The organism is Bradyrhizobium sp. 62B, assembly GCF_030272265.2.
Taxonomy (GTDB): Bacteria; Pseudomonadota; Alphaproteobacteria; order Rhizobiales; family Xanthobacteraceae; genus Bradyrhizobium.
Genome location: NZ_CP092841.2, coordinates 123,850 through 143,591, shown reverse-complemented (window position 1 = coordinate 143,591; position 19,742 = coordinate 123,850). Strand labels below are relative to the sequence as shown.

The 19,742-nt window shown below is 64.6% G+C and carries 21 protein-coding genes, 1 tRNA gene and 1 pseudogene; 14 read left to right on the top strand and 9 right to left on the bottom strand.

Features of this window, described 5'->3' with window-relative positions:
- Nucleotides 1-20: 20 nt before the first annotated feature.
- The gene (rpmI, locus tag ML401_RS00660; RefSeq protein WP_008539890.1) at nt 21-221 is read right to left on the bottom strand and encodes a 50S ribosomal protein L35; all 201 of its coding nucleotides are present in this window, start codon (nt 219-221) and stop codon (nt 21-23) included.
- Nucleotides 222-492: 271 nt separating this feature from the next.
- Here rpmI and ML401_RS00655 point away from each other — a divergent pair, with 271 nt between their 5' ends.
- Nucleotides 493-897, top strand: coding sequence for a hypothetical protein (locus ML401_RS00655; RefSeq protein WP_211415249.1), 405 nt, complete (start codon nt 493-495; stop codon nt 895-897).
- Nucleotides 898-1,042: 145 nt separating this feature from the next.
- Here ML401_RS00655 and infC read toward each other — a convergent pair whose 3' ends face one another.
- A complete protein-coding gene (gene infC, locus ML401_RS00650) occupies nt 1,043-1,582 on the bottom strand; it encodes a translation initiation factor IF-3 (protein ID WP_080672213.1) in 540 nt (179 codons plus the stop codon).
- Between the two features lie 249 nt (nt 1,583-1,831).
- Between infC and ML401_RS00645 the strand changes: the two genes are divergently transcribed.
- Both ML401_RS00645 and ML401_RS00640 read left to right on the top strand, forming a co-directional pair.
- Nucleotides 1,832-2,644 (top strand): carboxylesterase, encoded by an 813-nt coding sequence (locus ML401_RS00645; protein WP_212064856.1) that lies wholly within the window; start codon nt 1,832-1,834, stop codon nt 2,642-2,644.
- Between the two features lie 59 nt (nt 2,645-2,703).
- Nucleotides 2,704-3,171: a nuclear transport factor 2 family protein gene (locus ML401_RS00640; protein ID WP_212064857.1), complete on the top strand. Its 468-nt coding sequence runs from the start codon at nt 2,704-2,706 to the stop codon at nt 3,169-3,171.
- 63 nt (nt 3,172-3,234) lie between these two features.
- Here the strand turns inward: ML401_RS00640 and ML401_RS00635 are convergent, their stop codons facing one another.
- The 3 genes from ML401_RS00635 to ML401_RS00625 all read right to left on the bottom strand — a co-directional run bounded on the left by ML401_RS00635 (nt 3,235) and on the right by ML401_RS00625 (nt 6,045).
- Nucleotides 3,235-4,032 carry a thioesterase family protein gene (locus ML401_RS00635; RefSeq protein WP_259218274.1) on the bottom strand — a complete coding sequence of 266 codons (798 nt, stop codon included), beginning with the start codon at nt 4,030-4,032 and terminating at the stop codon, nt 3,235-3,237.
- A gap of 196 nt (nt 4,033-4,228) precedes the next feature.
- Complete coding sequence (queG, locus tag ML401_RS00630; RefSeq protein ID WP_212064859.1) at nt 4,229-5,404, bottom strand: tRNA epoxyqueuosine(34) reductase QueG; 1,176 nt, start codon at nt 5,402-5,404, stop codon at nt 4,229-4,231.
- Entirely contained in the window at nt 5,353-6,045 is a 693-nt protein-coding gene (locus ML401_RS00625; protein WP_211415253.1) for a glutathione S-transferase family protein, read from the bottom strand. The genes queG and ML401_RS00625 overlap by 52 nt, the downstream gene beginning before the upstream one ends.
- 169 nt (nt 6,046-6,214) lie before the next feature.
- Here ML401_RS00625 and ML401_RS00620 point away from each other — a divergent pair, with 169 nt between their 5' ends.
- Entirely contained in the window at nt 6,215-7,021 is an 807-nt protein-coding gene (locus ML401_RS00620) for an undecaprenyl-diphosphate phosphatase (protein WP_211415254.1), read from the top strand.
- A gap of 85 nt (nt 7,022-7,106) precedes the next feature.
- Here ML401_RS00620 and ML401_RS00615 read toward each other — a convergent pair whose 3' ends face one another.
- Nucleotides 7,107-8,072 (bottom strand): complex I NDUFA9 subunit family protein, encoded by a 966-nt coding sequence (locus ML401_RS00615; protein WP_285809024.1) that lies wholly within the window; start codon nt 8,070-8,072, stop codon nt 7,107-7,109.
- A gap of 150 nt (nt 8,073-8,222) precedes the next feature.
- On the opposite strand from ML401_RS00615, the gene ML401_RS00610 reads away from it, so the two are divergent.
- A tRNA-Leu gene (locus ML401_RS00610) sits at nt 8,223-8,309 on the top strand.
- 44 nt (nt 8,310-8,353) lie between these two features.
- Here ML401_RS00610 and ML401_RS00605 read toward each other — a convergent pair.
- The 3 genes and pseudogenes from ML401_RS00605 to ML401_RS00595 all read right to left on the bottom strand — a co-directional run bounded on the left by ML401_RS00605 (nt 8,354) and on the right by ML401_RS00595 (nt 10,258).
- Nucleotides 8,354-8,652, bottom strand: a pseudogene (locus tag ML401_RS00605) (type II toxin-antitoxin system RelE/ParE family toxin).
- The gene (locus ML401_RS00600) at nt 8,649-8,906 is read right to left on the bottom strand and encodes a type II toxin-antitoxin system ParD family antitoxin (RefSeq protein WP_285809022.1); all 258 of its coding nucleotides are present in this window, start codon (nt 8,904-8,906) and stop codon (nt 8,649-8,651) included. Before ML401_RS00600 ends, ML401_RS00605 begins: the two are co-directional and overlap by 4 nt.
- An 80-nt stretch (nt 8,907-8,986) precedes the next feature.
- On the bottom strand, nt 8,987-10,258 hold the full coding sequence (locus ML401_RS00595; RefSeq protein ID WP_285809020.1) for an MFS transporter: 1,272 nt from the start codon (nt 10,256-10,258) through the stop codon (nt 8,987-8,989).
- 419 nt (nt 10,259-10,677) lie between these two features.
- On the opposite strand from ML401_RS00595, the gene ML401_RS00590 reads away from it, so the two are divergent.
- The 9 genes from ML401_RS00590 (at nt 10,678) to ptsN (ending at nt 19,721) form a co-directional block, all read left to right on the top strand.
- A complete protein-coding gene (locus ML401_RS00590) occupies nt 10,678-12,240 on the top strand; it encodes a hypothetical protein (protein ID WP_285809018.1) in 1,563 nt (520 codons plus the stop codon).
- A 35-nt stretch (nt 12,241-12,275) separates the two neighbouring features.
- Nucleotides 12,276-12,821 carry a hypothetical protein gene (locus ML401_RS00585; RefSeq protein ID WP_285809016.1) on the top strand — a complete coding sequence of 182 codons (546 nt, stop codon included), beginning with the start codon at nt 12,276-12,278 and terminating at the stop codon, nt 12,819-12,821.
- Nucleotides 12,822-12,995: 174 nt separating this feature from the next.
- Nucleotides 12,996-13,610, top strand: coding sequence for a ribonuclease D (locus ML401_RS00580; RefSeq protein ID WP_194405193.1), 615 nt, complete (start codon nt 12,996-12,998; stop codon nt 13,608-13,610).
- 182 nt (nt 13,611-13,792) lie between these two features.
- Entirely contained in the window at nt 13,793-14,521 is a 729-nt protein-coding gene (gene lptC / locus ML401_RS00575) for an LPS export ABC transporter periplasmic protein LptC (RefSeq protein WP_285809014.1), read from the top strand.
- A complete protein-coding gene (locus ML401_RS00570; RefSeq protein WP_376717333.1) occupies nt 14,518-15,249 on the top strand; it encodes an LptA/OstA family protein in 732 nt (243 codons plus the stop codon). Before lptC ends, ML401_RS00570 begins: the two co-directional genes overlap by 4 nt.
- 236 nt (nt 15,250-15,485) lie before the next feature.
- Nucleotides 15,486-16,502: an LPS export ABC transporter ATP-binding protein gene (lptB, locus tag ML401_RS00565; protein ID WP_285809012.1), complete on the top strand. Its 1,017-nt coding sequence runs from the start codon at nt 15,486-15,488 to the stop codon at nt 16,500-16,502.
- A gap of 91 nt (nt 16,503-16,593) precedes the next feature.
- Complete coding sequence (gene rpoN / locus ML401_RS00560) at nt 16,594-18,216, top strand: RNA polymerase factor sigma-54 (protein WP_212064865.1); 1,623 nt, start codon at nt 16,594-16,596, stop codon at nt 18,214-18,216.
- Nucleotides 18,217-18,414: 198 nt separating this feature from the next.
- Nucleotides 18,415-19,032 (top strand): ribosome hibernation-promoting factor, HPF/YfiA family, encoded by a 618-nt coding sequence (hpf, locus tag ML401_RS00555; RefSeq protein ID WP_211415263.1) that lies wholly within the window; start codon nt 18,415-18,417, stop codon nt 19,030-19,032.
- Between the two features lie 227 nt (nt 19,033-19,259).
- Nucleotides 19,260-19,721 carry a PTS IIA-like nitrogen regulatory protein PtsN gene (gene ptsN / locus ML401_RS00550; protein ID WP_008141251.1) on the top strand — a complete coding sequence of 154 codons (462 nt, stop codon included), beginning with the start codon at nt 19,260-19,262 and terminating at the stop codon, nt 19,719-19,721.
- Nucleotides 19,722-19,742 lie beyond the last annotated feature (21 nt).

The window sequence follows — 19,742 nt, the reverse complement described above, 5'->3', positions numbered from 1 at the left end:
GGCAATGATCGGGGACGCGATCAGGCGTTCGGCAAGAAGTACTTCTTGACGTTGTCGCCGTCGGTCTTGAACAGCACGCGGGTGCCGCGGAGCTGACGGATCTGCTTCTTCGTCCGCTTGATCATGCCGTGACGCTTGCCGCGCTGGGCGTGCATCACTTTGCCGGTGGCAGTCACCTTGAAGCGCTTTTTAGCGCCCGATTTGGTCTTCAGCTTGGGCATTTGGCTCTCCTAATGGCCACAGAGTTCCGCCCGCGAAGGCGGCTGGCCGTCAAAAATGCTCGTTAGAGCGTTGATTGTGCTCAGGTTTTACGAACAAGCGCGAAACCCGCACGAAACACCGCCACGGCAGCCCTTAATCAGCCGGGCGATGAAGGCTGGGCTTATGGCAGAGGACAAGCCAATTGGCAACGATGAACCACCGGAACCCGCCCCGCGACTATCCGGAAATGCTGCCCTCATGTCCAAGTTTGTCGCCTGGAGCAGGACCACAATGGCCGATTTTTCCCAATTGCTTTCGTCTCTGACCGGTTTCGCCCGCCCGCGCCATCTGGCGCTGTTCGCCGTGCTGGCCACGGCCGCGCTGCCATCGACCGCCGATGCCCGTGCCGGCGGCTATGACGGCATCTGGAATGTCACCTTCGCCACCACAAGGGGCAATTGCAGCTCGGGCTACAGCGTGCCCTTCACCGTCACGGGTAGCCGGGTCTCGTCCGCCGGCGGCGGCCGGGTCTCCGGCACGGTCAGGCGCGGCGGCGCGGTCGCGGTCCAGGTCTCGGTCGGCGCGTCCCATGCCAACGGTGGCGGCCGGCTCGCTGGGGTCAACGGCGCCGGCTCGTGGAAGGGCGTCATTTCCGGCGACGCCTGCAGCGGCACCTGGCAGGCGACACGGACGTAACTGTCGCCAGGCGCTCGGTGCGCTCTCTCTCCCGCAAGCGGGCGAGTTGCAGCAGCGCTTGCGGGTTGCACCTTTGCTAAAACAAAACGGCCCGCCGGAAATCCGGACGGGCCGTTGAACCTCTTAACGTCCTAACGTGCTGGAATCAGCGCGGCGCCAGCACCATGACGACCTGGCGGCCCTCGAAGCGCGCGTCCTGCTCGACCTTGGCGAGTTCGGCCACGTCGGTCTTGATCTTGTCCAGCAACTTGGTGCCGATCTCCTGGTGCGCCATTTCGCGGCCGCGATAGCGCAGCGTGATCTTGACCTTGTCGCCCTCTTCGAAGAACCGCTGCATCGCGCGCATCTTCACGTCGTAATCGTGATCGTCGATCATCGGGCGGAGCTTGATCTCCTTGATCTCGACGGTCTTCTGCCGCTTGCGGGCTTCGGCGGCTTTCTTCTGTGCCGAATACTTGTACTTCCCGTAGTCCATAATTTTGCAGACGGGAGGGCTGACGTTCGGCGAGATCTCGACAAGATCCATGCCGGCTTCCTGAGCCATGCGGATTGCCATAACTGTCTCGACGGTGCCTTTGTTGTCACCGGCCGCGTCGATCAGCTGGATCTGCGCATTGCGGATATCATCATTGATGCGCGGCCCGTCTTTGCTGGCAGCGGGCGGAGCTTTATTAGGACGGCGAATGGGTGGTTCTCCAAAGTTGTGAAAGAAGCGGCTATCTTGAAGGAAGTTGCGGTTGCCGGCAAGCAAGTCGCTCGTGCGGGACGCGAAAAACCCTCAAATGCGAGGTATTTTGGCCACGCCCGGGCACGCTGACCGACATAGACACCTTGCGTCTGTTCCGCAAGCGTCCCAAAGGGCGCAGCCGCATCCCGGTCGCGTCGCAGGAGGCACCCCGGACAGCTCAAACCGCACATCCAGAGTAAACGTTCCATGACTTCAGCAATTCCCGATGCCGTGCCCGACTTCATCAACGTTGGCGAGGGGCCGTCCGCACGCAGGATCGCGGTGCGCCGCCGTGCCGGGAAGGACCATGTCTCGGGGCCTGGCCTGGTCTGGCTGGGCGGATTCAAGTCGGACATGCAGGGCGGCAAGGCCTTGGCGCTGGACGCCTGGGCCCGGGATCACGGCCGCGCCATCGTCCGGTTCGATTATTCCGGTCACGGCGAATCCGGCGGCGATTTCGCCGATGGAACCATCGGCAGCTGGCTCGAGGATAGCGTCGCGGTGTTCGAGCGCTTTTGCGAGGGGCCGCAGGTTCTGATCGGCTCCTCCATGGGCGGCTGGATGGCGCTGTTGCTCGCGCGCGAGATCAAGAAGCGGCAAGAGAAACAACAAGCCAAGGCCTCGCTTGCTGGGCTCGTGCTGATCGCGCCGGCGCCCGATTTCACCGAAGAGCTGATGTGGAAGAATTTTTCGCCTGCTGTGAAGCAGGAGATCGAGACCAAGGGCGTCTGGATGCGGCCGTCGGACTATGGCGACGGCTCGCCCTATCCGATCACGCGGAAGCTGATCGAGGAGGGGCGCAACCATCTCGTGCTCGGCAGCGCCATCGATCTCGGCTGCCCGGTTCGCATCCTGCAGGGCGCCCAGGACCCGGATGTGCCCTGGCAGCACGCCTTCGCGCTGACGCACCGTCTGCCGGCCGACGACGTCGTGCTGACCATGATCCAGGACGGCGACCACCGCCTCTCCCGCCCGCAAGACATCGCGCGGATTCTTGCCGCGGTGGCCGAGATCGGGTGAAACTGTTCCCCCTGTCCCACAAGGGGAGAGGGAAAGAAGAGCGCCGGGAGGATAACACGATGACCACCATCGCCATGCTGCGCGCTTTCTGCGACGCCGTCGAGCAACGCAACGGCCGCGCCTTTGCCGAGCTCTTCACCGAGGACGGCGTCTATCACGACGTCTTCTACGGCGCCTTCGCAGGCCGCGAAAAGATCGCCGCGATGATCGACGACTGGTTCTATCGCACGGCGACCGATTTTCGCTGGGACATGCATGACCCCGTCACCGACGGCACCACGCTCTATGCGCGCTACACTTTCAGCTATCGCTCGACGCTGCCGGAGGCGAATGGTGCGCGTGCGATGTTCGAGGGCGTGGCGATCATGACGCTTCGTGAGGGGCAGATCGTCAGCTATCACGAGGTCGCCAACACGGCGCCGGCGTTCGTCGATCTGAAGTTCGCGCCGGCAAGAATCGCGAAGATCGTCGCCAAGCAGGGCATGGAATTGAAGCAGCGGCCGGAGATGCAGCGGCATCTTGCCTGACCGTCATTCCGGGGCGCGCGAAGCGCGAACCCGGAATGACAAGCGGAGAAAGGCGCGCGCTCCCTACCGCTTCGACGGATTCGCCATCGGCTTGCGCTGCGCCAGCGCTGCGACCGTTGCGGTGCCGATCGGGCCCGCTTCGTCATAGAGCCAGCATTCGCCGATCGCGACGCCATCCGTGGCGTGGTGGTTCACCACCTCGAAACCGATCCACTGCGTCACCGGCAGGCGATGCAGATAGATCGTCACGTCGCTGTTGATGTAGCCGAGACCTTTGTCGCCGGCATTGGCAAAGGGGCTGGCGAAATCGGCGCCGGTGGCGACGTGGACGAACGGCGTCATCGGCACGCCGGCGACGAGCTCGCGCACCTCGCTCATCCAGAGCCGGCGCGGTCCGAGTGAGCCCATGTGGCCGACGATCGGGCGCGTCGTCCATTTGCCGTTCATGCCGAGCCTGGGATCGGCAGGTTTTGGAATGTCTGACGGCTTCGGCACGTCCCAGTTCGGCGGCGACCAGACATTGCCGTCCGGATTTTGCGTCTTGCGCAGCAGCTGGCAGGAGGCGCGCGCCATGCTGACTCCGCCGGAGACGAATTCCGCCTCGACCACGCGGATGCGCAGCCCGTCGCGCACCAGGCGCGTCGTCACCTCGATCGGCTTGTCGATGGTCGGCAGCCGAAACATGTCGACGGTGAGCCGCGCCGGCACCAAGTCGGGACCGGAATGGCGCTCCTCGATGGCGAAGCCCAGCAGGCCGACGATGACGCGACCATGCAGCGATTTCGGATCCCATGGACCGTTTGCGACTTCCGTCGGATGAAATGTGTCGCCGTCGCGCGTGAAGAAAGGCATGTTTGTCATGCGCGCGAGATTGCGGGAATGAGCGGAGAAATCAAGGGTGGGAGGCGCACACATTGGCCTCAACAACGGTGTCATCGCCCGCCTTGTGCGCAATTGCGACTGGGGCGGGCGATCCAGTACTCCGTGACGGCCGTGATGAATCGAGAAGCTGCGGCGTACTGGATTCCTCGCTTCCGCGGGGAATGACAGCGGAGAGCTAGGAAGCGGCTTGCCACTCCTCACGAACGCTCTCGTCGGGCTCGCGATCGAGAGCATGCAGGCTCAGCGCCGCAAACGCCTCCCGCTCCACCAGCTGCCCCAACGCCCACACCGCAGCCCCACGCACCAGCGGACTGGCATCATCCAGCAATCGCCGCGCCTCGCCCGCCAGCGCGACCTCCCCGGAGTTGCCGATCGCAATCAGCACGTTGCGCAAGAAGCGGTCGCGGCCGATGCGTTTCACCGGGGATTTTGTGAACAGCGCGCGAAACGCGGCGTCGTCGAGCCGCGCCAGCTCGGAAAGTGACGGCGCGCGCAACTCATCGCGCGCCGCGAGCTTCGCTTCGCGTCCCTCCTGCGCGAACTTGTTCCAGGGACAGGCGGCGAGACAGTCGTCGCAGCCATAGATGCGATTGCCGATGGCTTTACGGAATTCGCGCGGGATCGGCCCCTTGTTCTCGATGGTGAGATAGGAGATGCAGCGCCGCGCATCGAGCTTGTAGGGCGCGGGGAATGCCGCGGTCGGGCAGATGTCGAGGCAGGCCTGGCACGAGCCGCAATGATCGATCTCCGCGGCGTCGCTCGGCAACTCCAGCGTTGTGTAGATCGCCCCGAGAAACAGCCATGAGCCGAACCCGCGCGAGACGAGGTTGGTGTGCTTGCCCTGCCAGCCGAGACCCGCGGTCTGCGCCAGCGGCTTCTCCATCACCGCCGCGGTGTCGACGAACACTTTCACGTCCGACGGCGCGGTCGCAACCAGCCAGCGCGCCAGCGCCTTCAGCCGTTTCTTGATGAGGTCGTGATAATCGTCGCCTTGCGCATAGACCGAGATCGCTGCGCGCGTGCGCTGCGTGAGAACCGCGAGCGGATCGGAGTCGGGGCCGTAATTGACGCCGAGCATGATCACGCTGCGCACGTCGCTCCACAGCCCGCGTGGATCGACGCGGCGCTCCGGCTGTGCCGCCAGCCAGTCCATGTCGCCATGGCCGCCGGATGCGATGAACTCGAGGAAGTATCTTCCGGCGTTCTCGATCGTGCCGGGTGCGGTAACGCCGATGCAGTCGAAGCCGAGCGCACGCGCTTCGCGTGCGAGCGCCGTTTTCAGTTCAGTCGGATCGGAACTCAGAAATCCAGGTCCACGTAGGTCCGCGATGCCGGCACGCCGGCCAGCCATTCGCTCAGCAGCGGACGGAACGACGGGCGGGACTTCACCCGCGCGTACCACGCCTTTGCTGAATCGTCCTCGCTCCATGGCACGTCGCCCAGATAGTCGATCGCCGAAAGATGCGCCGCGGCGGCGAGGTCCGCGTAAGTGAGCCGGTCGCCGGCGAGGAAATTGCGCGTCTGCGCCAGCCAGCCTATATAGGCCAGATGATAGCGCACATTGGCCTTGGCGGCGCGCATCACGTCGGCGGAAGGCGCACCGCCGCCGTTCTCCTCGCTCATGAAGCGCTTGTAGATGCGCTCGGTGACGAGGGGATGCGAGACCTCCTCGAAGAACTTCTCGTTGAACCAGGCCATCAGCCGGCGCACCTCGACGCGCTCGGAAATCGTCTCCGGCATCAGGCGCTTGGGTCCCATCTCGGCGCCATAGGCTTCGTCGACATATTCCGCGATGATCGCCGCGCCCGGGACGGGTGGCTGCTCGTCGTCGACCATGACGGGCGTCGTCCCCGCCGCGTTGAGCAGCAGAAATGCCTCGCGCCGTTCCCAGCTGCGCTCTTCGACCAGCTTCAGGTCGAGCCCGTACTCGCCCGCGATCAAGCGGATGAAGCGCGAATGCGGACAGAACGGATGATGAAACAGCGTAAACATGAAGCCTTTGACTATTTGATGGTGCTTAAGAATCCATCAATGTTTGTGCGGTGCCACACTAGTCCTTCAAAACCGCGAGGCAAGGGCGTGATGTCGCATTTTGCGATTGCGGCATAGGGGCGAATAGGCGAGAAGAGCCCCGCTTTTCAAGCCGAAATGGACCGTAAATATGTCAGACGCAATACGGGCAGTGATCCTCGGCATCATCGAGGGCGTGACCGAGTTCCTTCCCGTATCCTCGACCGGCCATCTGCTGCTCGCGGAGCGCTTCTTCCATCTCGGCGAAGGCGCGTTCTGGGATTCGTTTACGGTTCTGATCCAGCTCGGCGCGATCCTCGCCATCGTCGGCCTCTATTTCAAGAAGCTCTGGGACGTCGTGATCGGCTTCTTCACGGGCGACACCTATTCGCGCCGCTTCGTGATCGGCGTGCTGGTGGCATTCCTGCCCGCTGTGATCGTCGGCCTCGTCGCCGGCAAATACATCAAGAGCGTGCTGTTCAATCCCTGGGTCGTCTGCTTCACGCTGATCGTCGGCGGCGCCATCCTGCTCTGGGTCGACAAGCTCGATCTCAAGCCGCGCGAGCATGACGCCACGAGGTTTCCACTGCTGATGTATCTCTATATCGGCATCGCGCAGTGTGTGGCGATGATCCCGGGCGTGTCGCGATCCGGCGCCAGCATCGTCGCCGCGATGTTTTTGGGCGCCGACAAGCGCGCGGCGGCGGAGTTCTCGTTCTTCCTCGCCATCCCCACCATGATCGGCGCGTTCGCCTACGACTTCTACAAGAACCGCTCCGAGATGACGATGGACCATATGGGCATCGTCGCGATCGGTTTCGTGGTGTCGTTCATCACCGCGATCATCGTGGTCAAGACGTTCCTGGAATACGTCACCCGGCACGGCTTCGTGGTGTTCGCCTGGTGGCGCGTCATCGTCGGCACGCTCGGCCTGATCGCGCTGGCGCTCGGCCGGTAGGCGCGAAGTTCAGGTAACAGCAGTCGCGACGTCGAAGCTCGTCATGCCCGGCCTTGTGCCGGGCAACCACGTTCTTGGCGGCTCCTCACGCGCTCTTGCGCTGGAACTGGCCGGCGGCGCGGAAACGCCAGAGATATTGCGGGGCGATCGCTTCCAGCGAATCGGCTTGGATGCCGAGCCCTTCGAGCGTCAGGCCGGCGGCCTTCGCCGCGTCCGACACGACATTGTCGCGCTCGAGCAGCGTGACCTGGTCCGGCGTCAGCTTGAACGCGCCCGGCGCGAATTGCAGGAAGGCGGCCTTGAAGCGGGCGAGGCCGAACGGCAGCGGCACCAGCATCCGCTCGCGATCGGTGATGGCGAGGATGGCCTCGATGATCTCGCGCATGGTCAGCACTTCAGGCCCGCCGAGCTCGTAGGTGGCGCCCGCCTTGGCCTTACCGTCGACGGCGTCCGCGATCGCGGTGGCGACGTCGCCGACATAGGCCGGCTGCATCTTCGTCTCGCCGCCGATCAGTGGCAGCACCGGCGAGATCCGGGCCAGCGCGGCGAAGCGGTTGGTGAACTGGTCCTCGGGGCCGAACATCATGGACGGGCGGAAGATCGTGGCCGAGGGCACCGCCGCCAAGACCGCGGCTTCGCCGGCCGCCTTGGCCCTGGCGTAGCGCGAGGGCGATTCGGCGTCGGCCCCGATCGCGGAGACATGCACCAGCCGGGCCCCTGCCGCGGCCGCGGCCTTGGCGACCGTCTCGGCACCCCTGGCCTGGACCGCGTCGAAGGTCTGCTCGCCGGCTTCAGTGAGGACGCCGACCAGATTGATCACGACATGCGAATCACGCAGCGCCGCCTCGACCGAGGCCGGATAGCGCAGATTGGCCTGCACGGTGTGGACCTGCCCGACCCTGCCGGAGGGCTGGAGGAAGCCCGCCAGTTCCGGCCGCCGCACCGCGACCCGGACCCGATAATCGCGCTTGCACAGGGCACGGACGACATTCCGGCCCAAAAACCCCGATCCGCCGAAAACCGTGACGAGAGTTTCCAGATTCGATGCCATGGGAGCCAATCCTGCGGAAAAGAGTGCGTCTTGTCAGGCTTGTATCGGGCCGGTTTGCGATGCGCAATCGGCATCCCGACCGGGCCGCAAGCATGAATTGACAACGGCGTCACCGAACCGTAGTAACCGCCTCCGTGCCCCAAACGGCATGCCCAGGTGGTGGAATTGGTAGACGCGCTGGCTTCAGGTGCCAGTGGCTTAACGGCCGTGAAGGTTCGAGTCCTTTCCTGGGCACCATTTTGTGCTTGTGCGAGCTGCACATAGCGGTCGATCGTGACACCCTAGTCCTCCGGGAAGAGTAGCGGCTCGTAGTCACGTGCGCGGTGGAGGATGTGGATCACCTCGATCGCATCGATTCCGACACGGTAGAAAATCAAAAAGCTTCCGAACGGTCGCCGTCGAATACCGTTGTGCTCGTAGCGCGGGACCAAGGGTAGCCGCGTGGTGCGTCAGCAAGGGATTCGCACTTTTCGCGCAGTGCGCGGATAAGCGTGAGCGCGCTCCGCGGGCTCTGCCCAGCGACATATCACGCAATCTCTTCGAGGTCGGCTTCCGCTTCCGCGGTGATGACGACGATCACGCGGGGTCGGCCTTGGCGGCCAATCTCACCTCCAGCCGGTCAAACACCTCAGAGCTCGATTTGACCCGCCCTGCACTGGCGTCCTCAAGCCCACGCGCGATTGCACCGTCCAACGCGGCCAGACGGGCTTCACGCTCCTGGATAAGCCGCACGCCCTCCCGCAGCACCTCGCTCTTGGAGTGATAACGACCCGACGCGACTAGATTTTTTACAAATTTTTCAAGGGCTTCGCCAAGATCCGCGCTCACAGCCATGATAATTCGCTCCACCAATGCCGCTCCCAATAACTATTATTGGACAGGCGCGGCATAGTCGCCAACCGGGCAATCCGTCCTCACACCACCCGCTTTCCCGCCCGCTCCGCCACCGCCTTCTGCACGAAATACATCATCACCAGCGTGATGATCGTCGTGGCGACGACGACGTAGCCGATCCGGTCGAAATGAAGCAGCGCCCCGTCGGGCGCCTGCGCGATGATCGTGCCGGCGAGCACCGAGCCGAGGCCGCCGGAGAGCTGCTGCAGCGAGGCGCTGACCGCGCTGAACGAGCCGCGCTGGGTCGGATCGGGGATCGCCGACATCAGCGCCTGCGATGGGATCATGCGCGAGAAGATGCCGATGAACATCAGCACGTTGACGACGATCGCAGTCACCAGCGAGACGTGGCCGAGATGGGTGTAGATCAGCACCATGATCACGGTCATCACGCAGCCGAACACGAAGGTCGGGTATTTGCCGAACGCGTCGCTGGCTCGGCCGACCAGCGGCCCCGTGACTATACTGAACAGGCCGGAGACGAGATAGATCGTCGGCAGATGCGTGATGTCGATGCCGAGATTGTGCACGGTGAAGGCGCTGGAGAACGGCATCAGCATGTAGCCGCCGGTCGCCAGCAGCGTCGTGACCGCGAAGGCCAGCGTGTAGCGCGGCTGCGCGAGCGTCGCGATCAGATGGTGGAACGGGTTTCTGTCCTGCCTCAGCTTCAGATGCGCATCGACCGGCTCCATGGCGAAGGCGATGATGGCGATCGCGGCGATCGACACCACGACGATCGCGATGAAGCAGACATGCCAGCTCCAGTGATTGGCGAGAAACAGCCCGGCGGGAATGCCGAGCACCTGGCTCGCCGCGAACGCCGTCTGGATGATCCCCATCACGCGGCCGCGCATCTGCAGCGGGAACAGGTCGGTGATGATGGCGAGCACCACCGAGCCGATCACGCCGCCGAACAATCCGGTCACGATCCGGCCCATCAGCAGCACGTGGTAGTTCGGCGCCGCCGCGCAGAGCGCGGTGCCGAGCGTGAAGCCGACATAGAAGAACAGCAGCAGGCGCTTGCGGTCGAAGCGATCGGCAAAGCCGGCGGCCAGCACGCCCGAAATGCCCGCACTGAACGCGTAGGCCGACACCGCGACGCCGAATTGGGTGGCCGTGATGTCGAGCGCGGGCATCAGGATGGCGCCGAGCGGTGACATGATGATGAAGTCGAGGATGATGGTGAACTGCGTGAACGCGAGCAGCGCGATGAGGAGCGCCTGGTAGCGCGAAAAGCCGCGCGGCTGTTCCGATGGGGCGTCGATAGGCGCAGCGAGCGTCTGTTCGGTCATGGATCTCGATTTCGTCGGGGGGCGGGGAGAGAAAGCGGAAGATGGGGTGGGCCCGCATGATTTTCACGGGCGCACGGCCCTCATTCCTGACGGAATCCGAAGCTCGCGCCGGGTTGTGGGATCCGTGCAACAGCCCGCGATCCGACCAACCGTTCGGCGGCTTCGCGAAAGGCGTGCGCGGGCTGAGAAGCCGGGCGCCGGCCCCGCACCCCATGAATATGGGAGGACGCAATGCCGCGCGGTCCCTCGCGCATCCGGCGTCTTCCAAAGCCATGGACTGCGTGCTTTGAGTGTCGCCGTGCCACGCAAGCGTCAATCGTTTTGACGCGGCGGCGGCCTGGGGCTGGAAGTGACGGCGGTCTTCGTTCTTCGTGCGCCATTTGCCGGTCGCATGGTTGGAGGACGGGGTGGGGACCAACATGATGATTTCATCGCGCGCGCGAATCGCTGCCTGTCTCGCGACGGCATTGCTTGCCGCGATCGCGGCCTGTGCCGGCGCGCCGCAAGCCCGGGCCCAGTTCATCTGCGTGGATGGTACCTTGTCCGATCAAGGCGCCAGTGCGGCCGGCTCAGGGGGCAATTTTGCCTGCGGGCCCTCCGCCTCCGCTCCGGGTGCGGGCAGCAACAACTCCGCGATCGGGAGCGGCGCTTACGCTGACGGAAATGCCAGCAGCAATATTGCCGTCGGTTCCGCCAATGCCAGCGGCCACACCAGCTCCAATATTGCGACCGGAAACAATGCCAACGCCAGCGGCAACAACAGCTTCAACAGCGCGACCGGAGCGGGAGCCATCGCCAGCGGTGACGGCAGCAAAAACATGGCGTCCGGAAACAACGCGCAGGCCAGCGGTGACAACAGCAACAATATCGCGGCCGGCGCCGGAGCCAACGCCAGCGGCAACAACAGCGGTAATCTCGCGTCCGGGCTCACCGCCCTGGCCAACGGCGACAACAGCAGGAACGTTGCGACCGGGCGCAGTTCCAATGCCTCCGGCAACAACAGCAGAAATGTTGCGACCGGGTTTGTCGCCAGGGCTTACGGGGACGGCAGCGCCAACACCGCGACGGGGACCAACGCCAACGCCTACGGCAACGGCAGCGGCAACATCGCGACAGGCCCCAACTCCAACGCGACCGGCGACAACAGCTTCAATATCGCGACCGGCGTGAACACCAACGCGAGCGGGTCCGGAAGCAACAACGTCGCCACCGGCAACGCCGCCGTCGCCTACGGCAGCAACAGCTTCAACACGGCGACCGGCTATCTGGCGCATGCCCATGGCACCAATTCGGGGAACGTCGCGAACGGTGCGCAATCTGATGCCAGCGGCACCGGCAGCTTCAACACCGCCATCGGAAACGGCGCCAATGCGAGCGGAAACGGTGTCGCAAACACCGCCGTAGGCAACGGCGCCAATGCCACCGGCGCAAACTCGTCGGCCTTCGGCAATGGCACATCGGCAACCTTCGCGAACTCGACCGCGATCGGCAATGGCGCCACCGCGACGCGCGCGAACCAGCAGGTTTACGGGACGGCGAGCAATACCTACACGATGTCAGGCGTCACCTCGGCCGCGAGCACGGCCGCGCAATCAGGGCCCGTGCAGCTCGTCACCACTGACGCTGCCGGCAATCTCGCCGCCACCTCGCTCAGCGCGCTCGGGTTTGCGAGCCCCGCGGATATCGCAGGCATTAACAGCCAGCTCGCAGGCATCAATGCCCGGCTCAACGACCTCGACGGCAGGACCGGCAAGGCGGTCAACGGTGTCGCGATGGCCTTCGCGATGTCCGGCTCGCCCTGGCTGATGCCGTCCGAGAAGATCGCGATGAGCATGAACTGGGGCACGTTCCAGAACACCAATGCGCTCTCCATGAGTGCGGCGCTGCGTGTCAGCGAGCACGTGCAGGCCAGCGGCGGGCTGACCTATGGCACGAACGGCGGCGGCTTGGGCGGTCGCGTCGGCATGCGCGTCGGCTGGTGAAGGCCGCAGGGCCATTGCATGCAAAGGGCCGTGCCATGCGATTGATCGTGCGAGCCGTGATTGCACTGGCGCTGCTGCTGTCCTGCGGCAGCGGGGCGATGGCGCAGCAGAAGACGCCCGGACCGGCCCCGGCGCAGCCGTCGCTGCCCGTCACGCTCGAGAAGGCGCTCTATCTGATCCGCTCGACGCTGCTCACGCTCAATGATGCCAACCGCACCGGCAATTACACGGTGTTGCGCGACCTCGCGGCGCCCGACTTCCAGGCGCGCAACACCGCCGCAGACCTCGCCCTGAATTTTCTCGACCTGCGGCGCCGCAATTTCGATCTCTATGCTGCGGCATTGCTGGCGCCGCAATTCAGCGAAGCGCCCGCGCTCGATCAGCGCGGGATGCTGCGCCTCGCAGGTTACATTCCGACCCGGCCGCAGCAGATCCAGTTCGATCTGACGTTTCAGATCGTGGCCGGGCAATGGCGCCTGTTCGCGATCGCGATCGCGACGCCGGAAGCTGCATCGGCACAGCCGCATGCCCAGGCGACGCCTGCCAAGCCGGCCGCGCCTGCGCAGAAGAAGACGCCCTGAGGGGGGTTGCACGGGCGCGGCGCATCACGGTCGCGGCGATGATCTGCATCATGCTGGCGGCGATCTGACCGAACCGCGTGCTTGCGCGGCCCGCCGGCAATGGCTACATCGCGGGCAATCCGAATTAGCTATTGTGCCCGACGCAACCGATTCGACCCGAGGTTTTGAAACGCCATGACCGTACGCCTGCATCGCGGTGACCTGCCCGACCTCACGCGCTACACCACAGCGGTGGCGATCGACACCGAGACCATGGGGCTCAACCCGCACCGCGACCGGCTCTGCGTGGTGCAGCTCTCGCCCGGCGACGGCAGCGCCGACGTGGTGCAGATCCCGAAGGGGCACACCGACGCGCCGAACCTGAAGGCCCTGCTGGCCAATCCCGCCATCACGAAGATCTTCCACTTCGCGCGGTTCGACGTCGCGGTGCTGTACCAGACCTTCGGCGTCATGACCGGGCCGATTTATTGCACCAAGATTGCCTCGCGCCTGACCCGTACCTACACCGACCGCCACGGCCTGAAAGACCTCGTCCGCGAGGTGCTCAATGTCGACCTCTCCAAGCAGCAGCAGTCCAGCGATTGGGGTTCCGACAGCCTGACCGAGCCGCAGCTCGCCTACGCTGCCTCGGACGTGCTGCATCTGCATGGCTTGCGCGAACGGCTCGATGCCATGCTGGTCCGGGAAGGCCGCACGGCGCTCGCCAAGGCCTGTTTCGACTTCCTGCCGACCCGTGCCCTGCTCGACCTCCAGGGCTGGGCGGAGGAGGACATTTTCGCGCATTCCTGAGCCCCCGGTCCCCGGTTAGACTCTGGACCGCGCCCCGTTTCGGACACTTTCGCGCGGTCTGTCCAGGCCACGCCAAGCCTGCAACGCCAGCCAGCGACGTCCAAGGCTGCATATTGGGGCGGTGAGGGGTACAATGGGACGACCCTCGATCCGGCTTGGCGAGCGACACCTCAGGAGCTCAGGTGAATTCGGCCCATAATCCCACCTACGACGCCGCGCTTGCGGCGAAGTTTGCCAGCGCGGCGCGCCACAGCCGCCTGGTGCGGATTCTCAGGGTTTGGGTCCCCGCGACGGTGGTCGTGGCCATGGCCGTGATCATCTACATCGCGTTCTTCAACAAATTCCGGATTCCCGAGCTGCCGCTCACCGTCGAGAACATGGTGGTGTCGGGCACCAAGATCACGATGGAATCGCCGCATCTGTCCGGCTTCACGCCGGATCAGCGGCCCTACGAGCTCTGGGCCAAGACCGCGACGCAGGACATCACCGATCCTGATCATGTCGATCTCAACGACCTCCGTGCGAAAGTGCTGATGGAGGATCAATCCACCCTGTTCCTCGATGCCCGCACCGGCCGCTTCGACAACAAGCAGCAGCAGCTCGATCTGCACAAGGACATTTTCCTGCGCACCTCCACCGGCTACGAGGCGCGGCTGAACTCCGCCTTCGTCGACATGAACAAGGGCACGGTCTCCTCGGACGAGCGTGTCGACGTCAAGCTGACCAACGGCACGCTGACCGCGGATCGCCTGCGAATTACGGAAGGCGGCAACGTCATCCGATTCGAAGGCAATGTGGTGATGCATCTGGACAAGCTGGATGACCCCGCCGCCGCACAGCCTGCGCCGGTCGAGCCCGCGCCGCCGGCAAAGACACGTCCGCCTCAGAACAAGTCTGCCAACTCAAGATGATTTTCATGACCAAGATCTTTTCGCGCAGCGACGACCAGCGGCGCGCCATCATCAGCGCGGCTGCACTTGCGGTCGGCATCGTTCTGGTCGCCACAGGTGCGGCCATCGCGCAGAACACCATGCAGGGCGTGCCCAACGCGATGCAGGGCTTCTCGCAGAACCGCGATCAGCCGATTCAGATCGAGGCCGCTTCGCTCGAGATGCGCGACAAGAAGAAGGAGGCGACCTTCGCCGGAAATGTGAAGGTCATCCAGGGCGACACCACCATGACCTCGAAGACGCTGGTGGTGTTTTACGAATCGGGCGGCGGCGACAAGCCGGCCACGCCGCCGCAGCCCGCGAAGGGCGCGAAGTCGACGGCGCCGATGCAGTCGGCGCAGCCAGGCCCGGGCGGCAGTTCCTCGATCAAGCGGCTGGAGGCGCACGGCAATGTCGTCGTCACCCAGAAAGACCAGGTGGTGACGGGCGAGACCGCCATATTCGACACCAAGACCAATCTCATCACCATGTTCGGCGGCGGCGCTGGGCAGGTGGTCATGACGCAGTGCAAGAACGTGATGCGTGGCGATCGGCTGAAGGTCGACATGACGACCGGCGTGTCGCGGGTGGAATCTGATAGCGGGAGGGTTCAGGTCTTGCTGCCCCAGGGCGCCGGCAATGATTGCGGTTCGGGCAAGGGCGGCGGAGCAGCGCCTCTGCAATTGCCTGGCGCAAGTAAACCGAAATAAATTCAAAGACTTGGTTCGGATGCAGCCGAACCGAGGTTGAAGCTTGGCGGGCGAGACTGTATCTAGCGCCCAGGGCTTTCGAAGCGGGGTCCGCCGCTTTTCGGGCGTGTTTCACTGGGCATGAGACATCCCTTCACTCATGCTGCATCGGCGAATCGAAAGCCCGATGCGGCAGATCGCGCAACTTCGCGCGGGATCGTCGCGCAGGATCGTCGCGAAAGGCTTAGAAGGCGGGGATGGTCGATCTCTTCAGCATGTTCCGTCGGGGCCCCGCCAAGCGCGGCCGGCCAGGATTTGCGCGCCAGGACATCACCGCGCTCGGTGACAGTGTCGGCGGGCTCGTGGCCAGCCCGATCCGCGATGCGCCGCCGCTCGCCCGCGACCCGGCGCGTGCGCCCGATCAGTTCCAGGCTGACTATCAGGACGGCTACGAAGCCGATTATCAAGCCGAGCCTAGCCCACAGGCGGTTCACCCGGTCAGGGCTGCCGGCAGGTCCAATGGCGCGACCGCGCCTCAGCTCCTGAAGCGGCCGGGTTTCCTGGCTGTGCATAGCGTGGAAAAGGCCTTCGGCAGCCGCCAGGTGGTGCGCGGCGTCAGCATCTATGTGCGCCGCGGCGAAGCCGTCGGCCTGCTCGGTCCGAACGGCGCCGGCAAGACCACCGTGTTCTACATGATCACGGGCCTGATCAAGGCCGATCGCGGCGCGATCGAGCTGGACGGCCACGACGTCACGAAACTGCCGATGTATCAGCGCGCGCGGCTCGGCATCGGCTATCTGCCGCAGGAAGCCTCGATCTTCCGCGGCCTCACCGTCGAGCAGAACATCCGCGCCGTGCTCGAAGTGGTCGAGCCCTCGCGCAAGAAGCGCGAGCAGCAGCTCGACTCGCTGCTCGACGAATTCAACATCACGCGGCTGCGCAAATCGCCGTCGATCGCGCTGTCCGGCGGCGAGCGCCGCCGCGTCGAGATCGCGCGCGCGCTGGCGACGCGGCCGAACTACATGCTGCTCGACGAGCCGTTCGCCGGCATCGACCCGATCGCGGTCGGCGACATCCAGGACCTCGTCCGCCATCTCACCAATCGCGGCATCGGCGTGCTCATCACAGACCACAATGTGCGCGAGACGCTCGGCCTCACCGATCGCGCCTATATCGTCTATGCCGGGGAAATCCTGACCGAGGGGAGCCCGGATGAGATCGTGGCCGATCCGGACGTGCGCCGCCTTTACCTTGGCGAGGAATTCCGCCTCTAGCCCGTTTTTGCGTTTCGTCAAGACGTGTACATCGGGCCCGGACTAGGATAAGCAAAAATCGGACCAACTTTTTGGGATCGGTTCTAGCTTCATGGCGCTCACGCAGAGATTAGAGTTCCGGCAGTCGCAGTCGCTGGTCATGACGCCGCAGCTGATGCAGGCGATCAAGCTGCTGCAATTGTCCAATCTCGATCTCACGACCTTCGTGGAAGAGGAACTCGAGCGGAATCCCCTGCTGGAACGGGCCAATGACGAGGCCCCCGCGGGTGAGACCCCCACGGATGCGGGCCAGTTCAGCGACAACGACGATTTCGGCGGCGGCAACGCGGACGAGCCCGGCGGCGGTCCGGGCGAGGCGTTCGAGCCGGGCCAGGAAGAGTGGATGAGCAAGGATCTCGGCACCCGCGCCGAGATCGAGCAGACCCTGGACACGGGCCTGGACAACGTCTTCTCCGAGGAGCCGGCCGAGGCCGCGGCACGCAACGCCCAGGACGCCGCGCCGACCACCTACACCGAATGGGGCGGCGGCGCCTCCGGTGACGAGGACTACAATCTCGAAGCTTTCGTCGCGGCCGAGATGACACTCGGCGACCACCTCGCCGAACAGCTCTCGGTGGCTTTCACCGCGCCCGCGCAGCGCATGATCGGCCAATACCTGATCGACCTCGTCGACGAGGCTGGCTATCTGCCGCCCGATCTCGGCCAGGCCGCGGAGCGCCTCGGCGCATCGCAAGCCGACGTCGAGGGCGTCCTTGCCGTGCTGCAAAAGTTCGATCCGCCCGGCGTCTGTGCGCGCAATTTGAGCGAATGCCTGGCGATCCAACTCCGCGAGCTCGACCGCTACGACCCCGCGATGCAGGCCCTGGTCGAGCATCTCGACCTCCTCGCCAAACGCGACATCGCCGCCTTGCGCAAGCTCTGCGGCGTCGACGACGAGGACATCGCCGACATGATCGGCGAGATCCGCCGCCTCAATCCCAAGCCCGGCATGAAGTTCGGTTCGGCGCGCCTGCAGACCATGGTGCCCGACGTCTATGTCCGCCCGGGTCCCGACGGCGGCTGGCATGTCGAGCTCAACAGCGACACCTTGCCGCGCGTGCTGGTCAACCAGACCTACTATTCGCAGCTGTCGAAGAAGATCGGCAAGGACGGCGACAAGTCCTATTTCACCGACGCGCTGCAGAACGCGACCTGGCTGGTGCGCGCGCTCGACCAGCGCGCCCGCACCATCCTGAAAGTAGCAACCGAGATCGTGCGCCAGCAGGACGGCTTCTTCACCCATGGCGTGGCGCATCTGCGGCCGCTGAATCTGAAGGCCGTCGCCGACGCCATCCAGATGCATGAATCCACGGTGTCCCGCGTCACCGCCAACAAATACATGGCGACCAACCGCGGCACGTTCGAGCTGAAATATTTCTTCACGGCCTCGATCGCCTCGGCCGACGGCGGCGAGGCGCATTCCGCCGAAGCGGTGCGCCATCACATCAAGCAGCTGATCGATTCGGAGGAGCCGAGCGCGATCCTGTCGGACGACACCATCGTGGAACGCTTGCGCGCTTCGGGCATTGATATTGCCCGCCGCACGGTCGCGAAGTACCGCGAAGCCATGCGCATTCCTTCCTCGGTGCAACGCCGCCGCGACAAGCAGAGCGCCCTTGGTAACGTCCTCTCCACCGCCTTGTCCGATCGCTCGCGCAATCCCGAACCGGCCTGATTGCACTGGCGCGAAATCGCGCTACTCTCGGCTCCCCTTTGCAACCGATCCAAGCACGCGCATGATTCGAAAAAGTGCACAGCGGTCTCCTCTCGCGACCAACGCGGAACGGGTTCGTGGGGAGATCATGCGCAGGGAACGACTTCAGCCGCGGTGACGCGTCGTCGCGGCTGATGAGCAAATCAAGCGAGGCATCCCATGACTCTTCGGATTTCGGGCAAGAGCATCAGCGTCGGCGAGGCCCTGCGCGGCCGCGTCGCCGACCGCACCGACGAGGTGCTGCGCAAATATTTCGACGGCAATTATTCCGGCCACATCACGCTCAGCAAGGACGGCTTCGGCTTCCGCACCGATTGCGCCCTGCACCTCGATTCGGGGATCACGCTCGAGGCCGATTCGAACGCGCCGGATGCCTATGCCAGTGCCGACCAGGCGCTGCTGATGATCGAGAAGCGGCTGCGCCGCTACAAGAACCGGCTCAAGGACCGCTCCGCCCGCAAGGCCCATGTCGCCTCCGAGGCCATGGCTGCGCTCGACGCGACAGCCTACGTGCTGGAGGCGCCCGGCGAGGGCGAGGAGGACGTCACCGGCTACAGTCCCGTGATCATCGCGGAGCAGACCACATCGTTGAAGCAGCTCTCGGTCAGCGAGGCGGTCATGGAACTCGACCTCAGCGGTGCCCCGTGCCTGGTCTTCCAGCATGGCTCTTCGGGCCGGGTGAACATCATTTACCGCCGGGCGGACGGCAATGTCGGCTGGATCGATCCGCCGGGGGCCAAGGTGGACGGCAAGGTCGATGGCAAGGCGGGCGGTTAGGCGGGGCGGGGCTCCGTACGATCCCGGCCCTTAACAATGACCGTGGCAAAGCCGCACGCGGGAGTTGGCACCGGGATTGCGTTGGAGTAGAAGCCCCCCACATCTGGACTTGGCAGGACTTTGGGCTAAGTCCCCTTCCTGCTTCACGTTATTGACGCTGGCTCGGCTTGGTCTATCAAGCTGGCCAATTCGGAACCTGACGGTTTAATTCACCTCGGAAAGCCTCCATGCCGATTACCGATCTGGTCGCACCCGAGGCGATTCTCCCGGCATTGAAGGTCAACAGCAAGAAGCAGGCCTTGCAGGAGCTCGCGGCCAAGGCCGCCGAGCTGACCGGGCAGAACGAGCGCTCGGTCTTCGAGGTTCTGCTGCAGCGTGAGAAGCTCGGCACCACCGCTGTCGGCTATGGCGTCGCCATTCCGCACGGCAAGCTGCCCAAGCTCGAAAAGATCTTTGGCCTGTTCGCGCGGCTCGACCGCCCGATCGATTTCGAGGCCATGGACGGCCAGCCGGTCGATCTGGTCTTCCTGCTGCTCGCGCCCGAAGGCGCCGGCGCCGATCACCTCAAGGCCCTCGCCCGCATCGCCCGCCTCCTGCGCGACCAGGACATCGCCAAGAAGCTCCGCGCCTCGCGCGATGCCCAGGCGATCTACTCGGTGCTGGCCCTGCCGCCGGCGACCGCGGCGTAAGTCTTCCGGTTCGAACCCGAG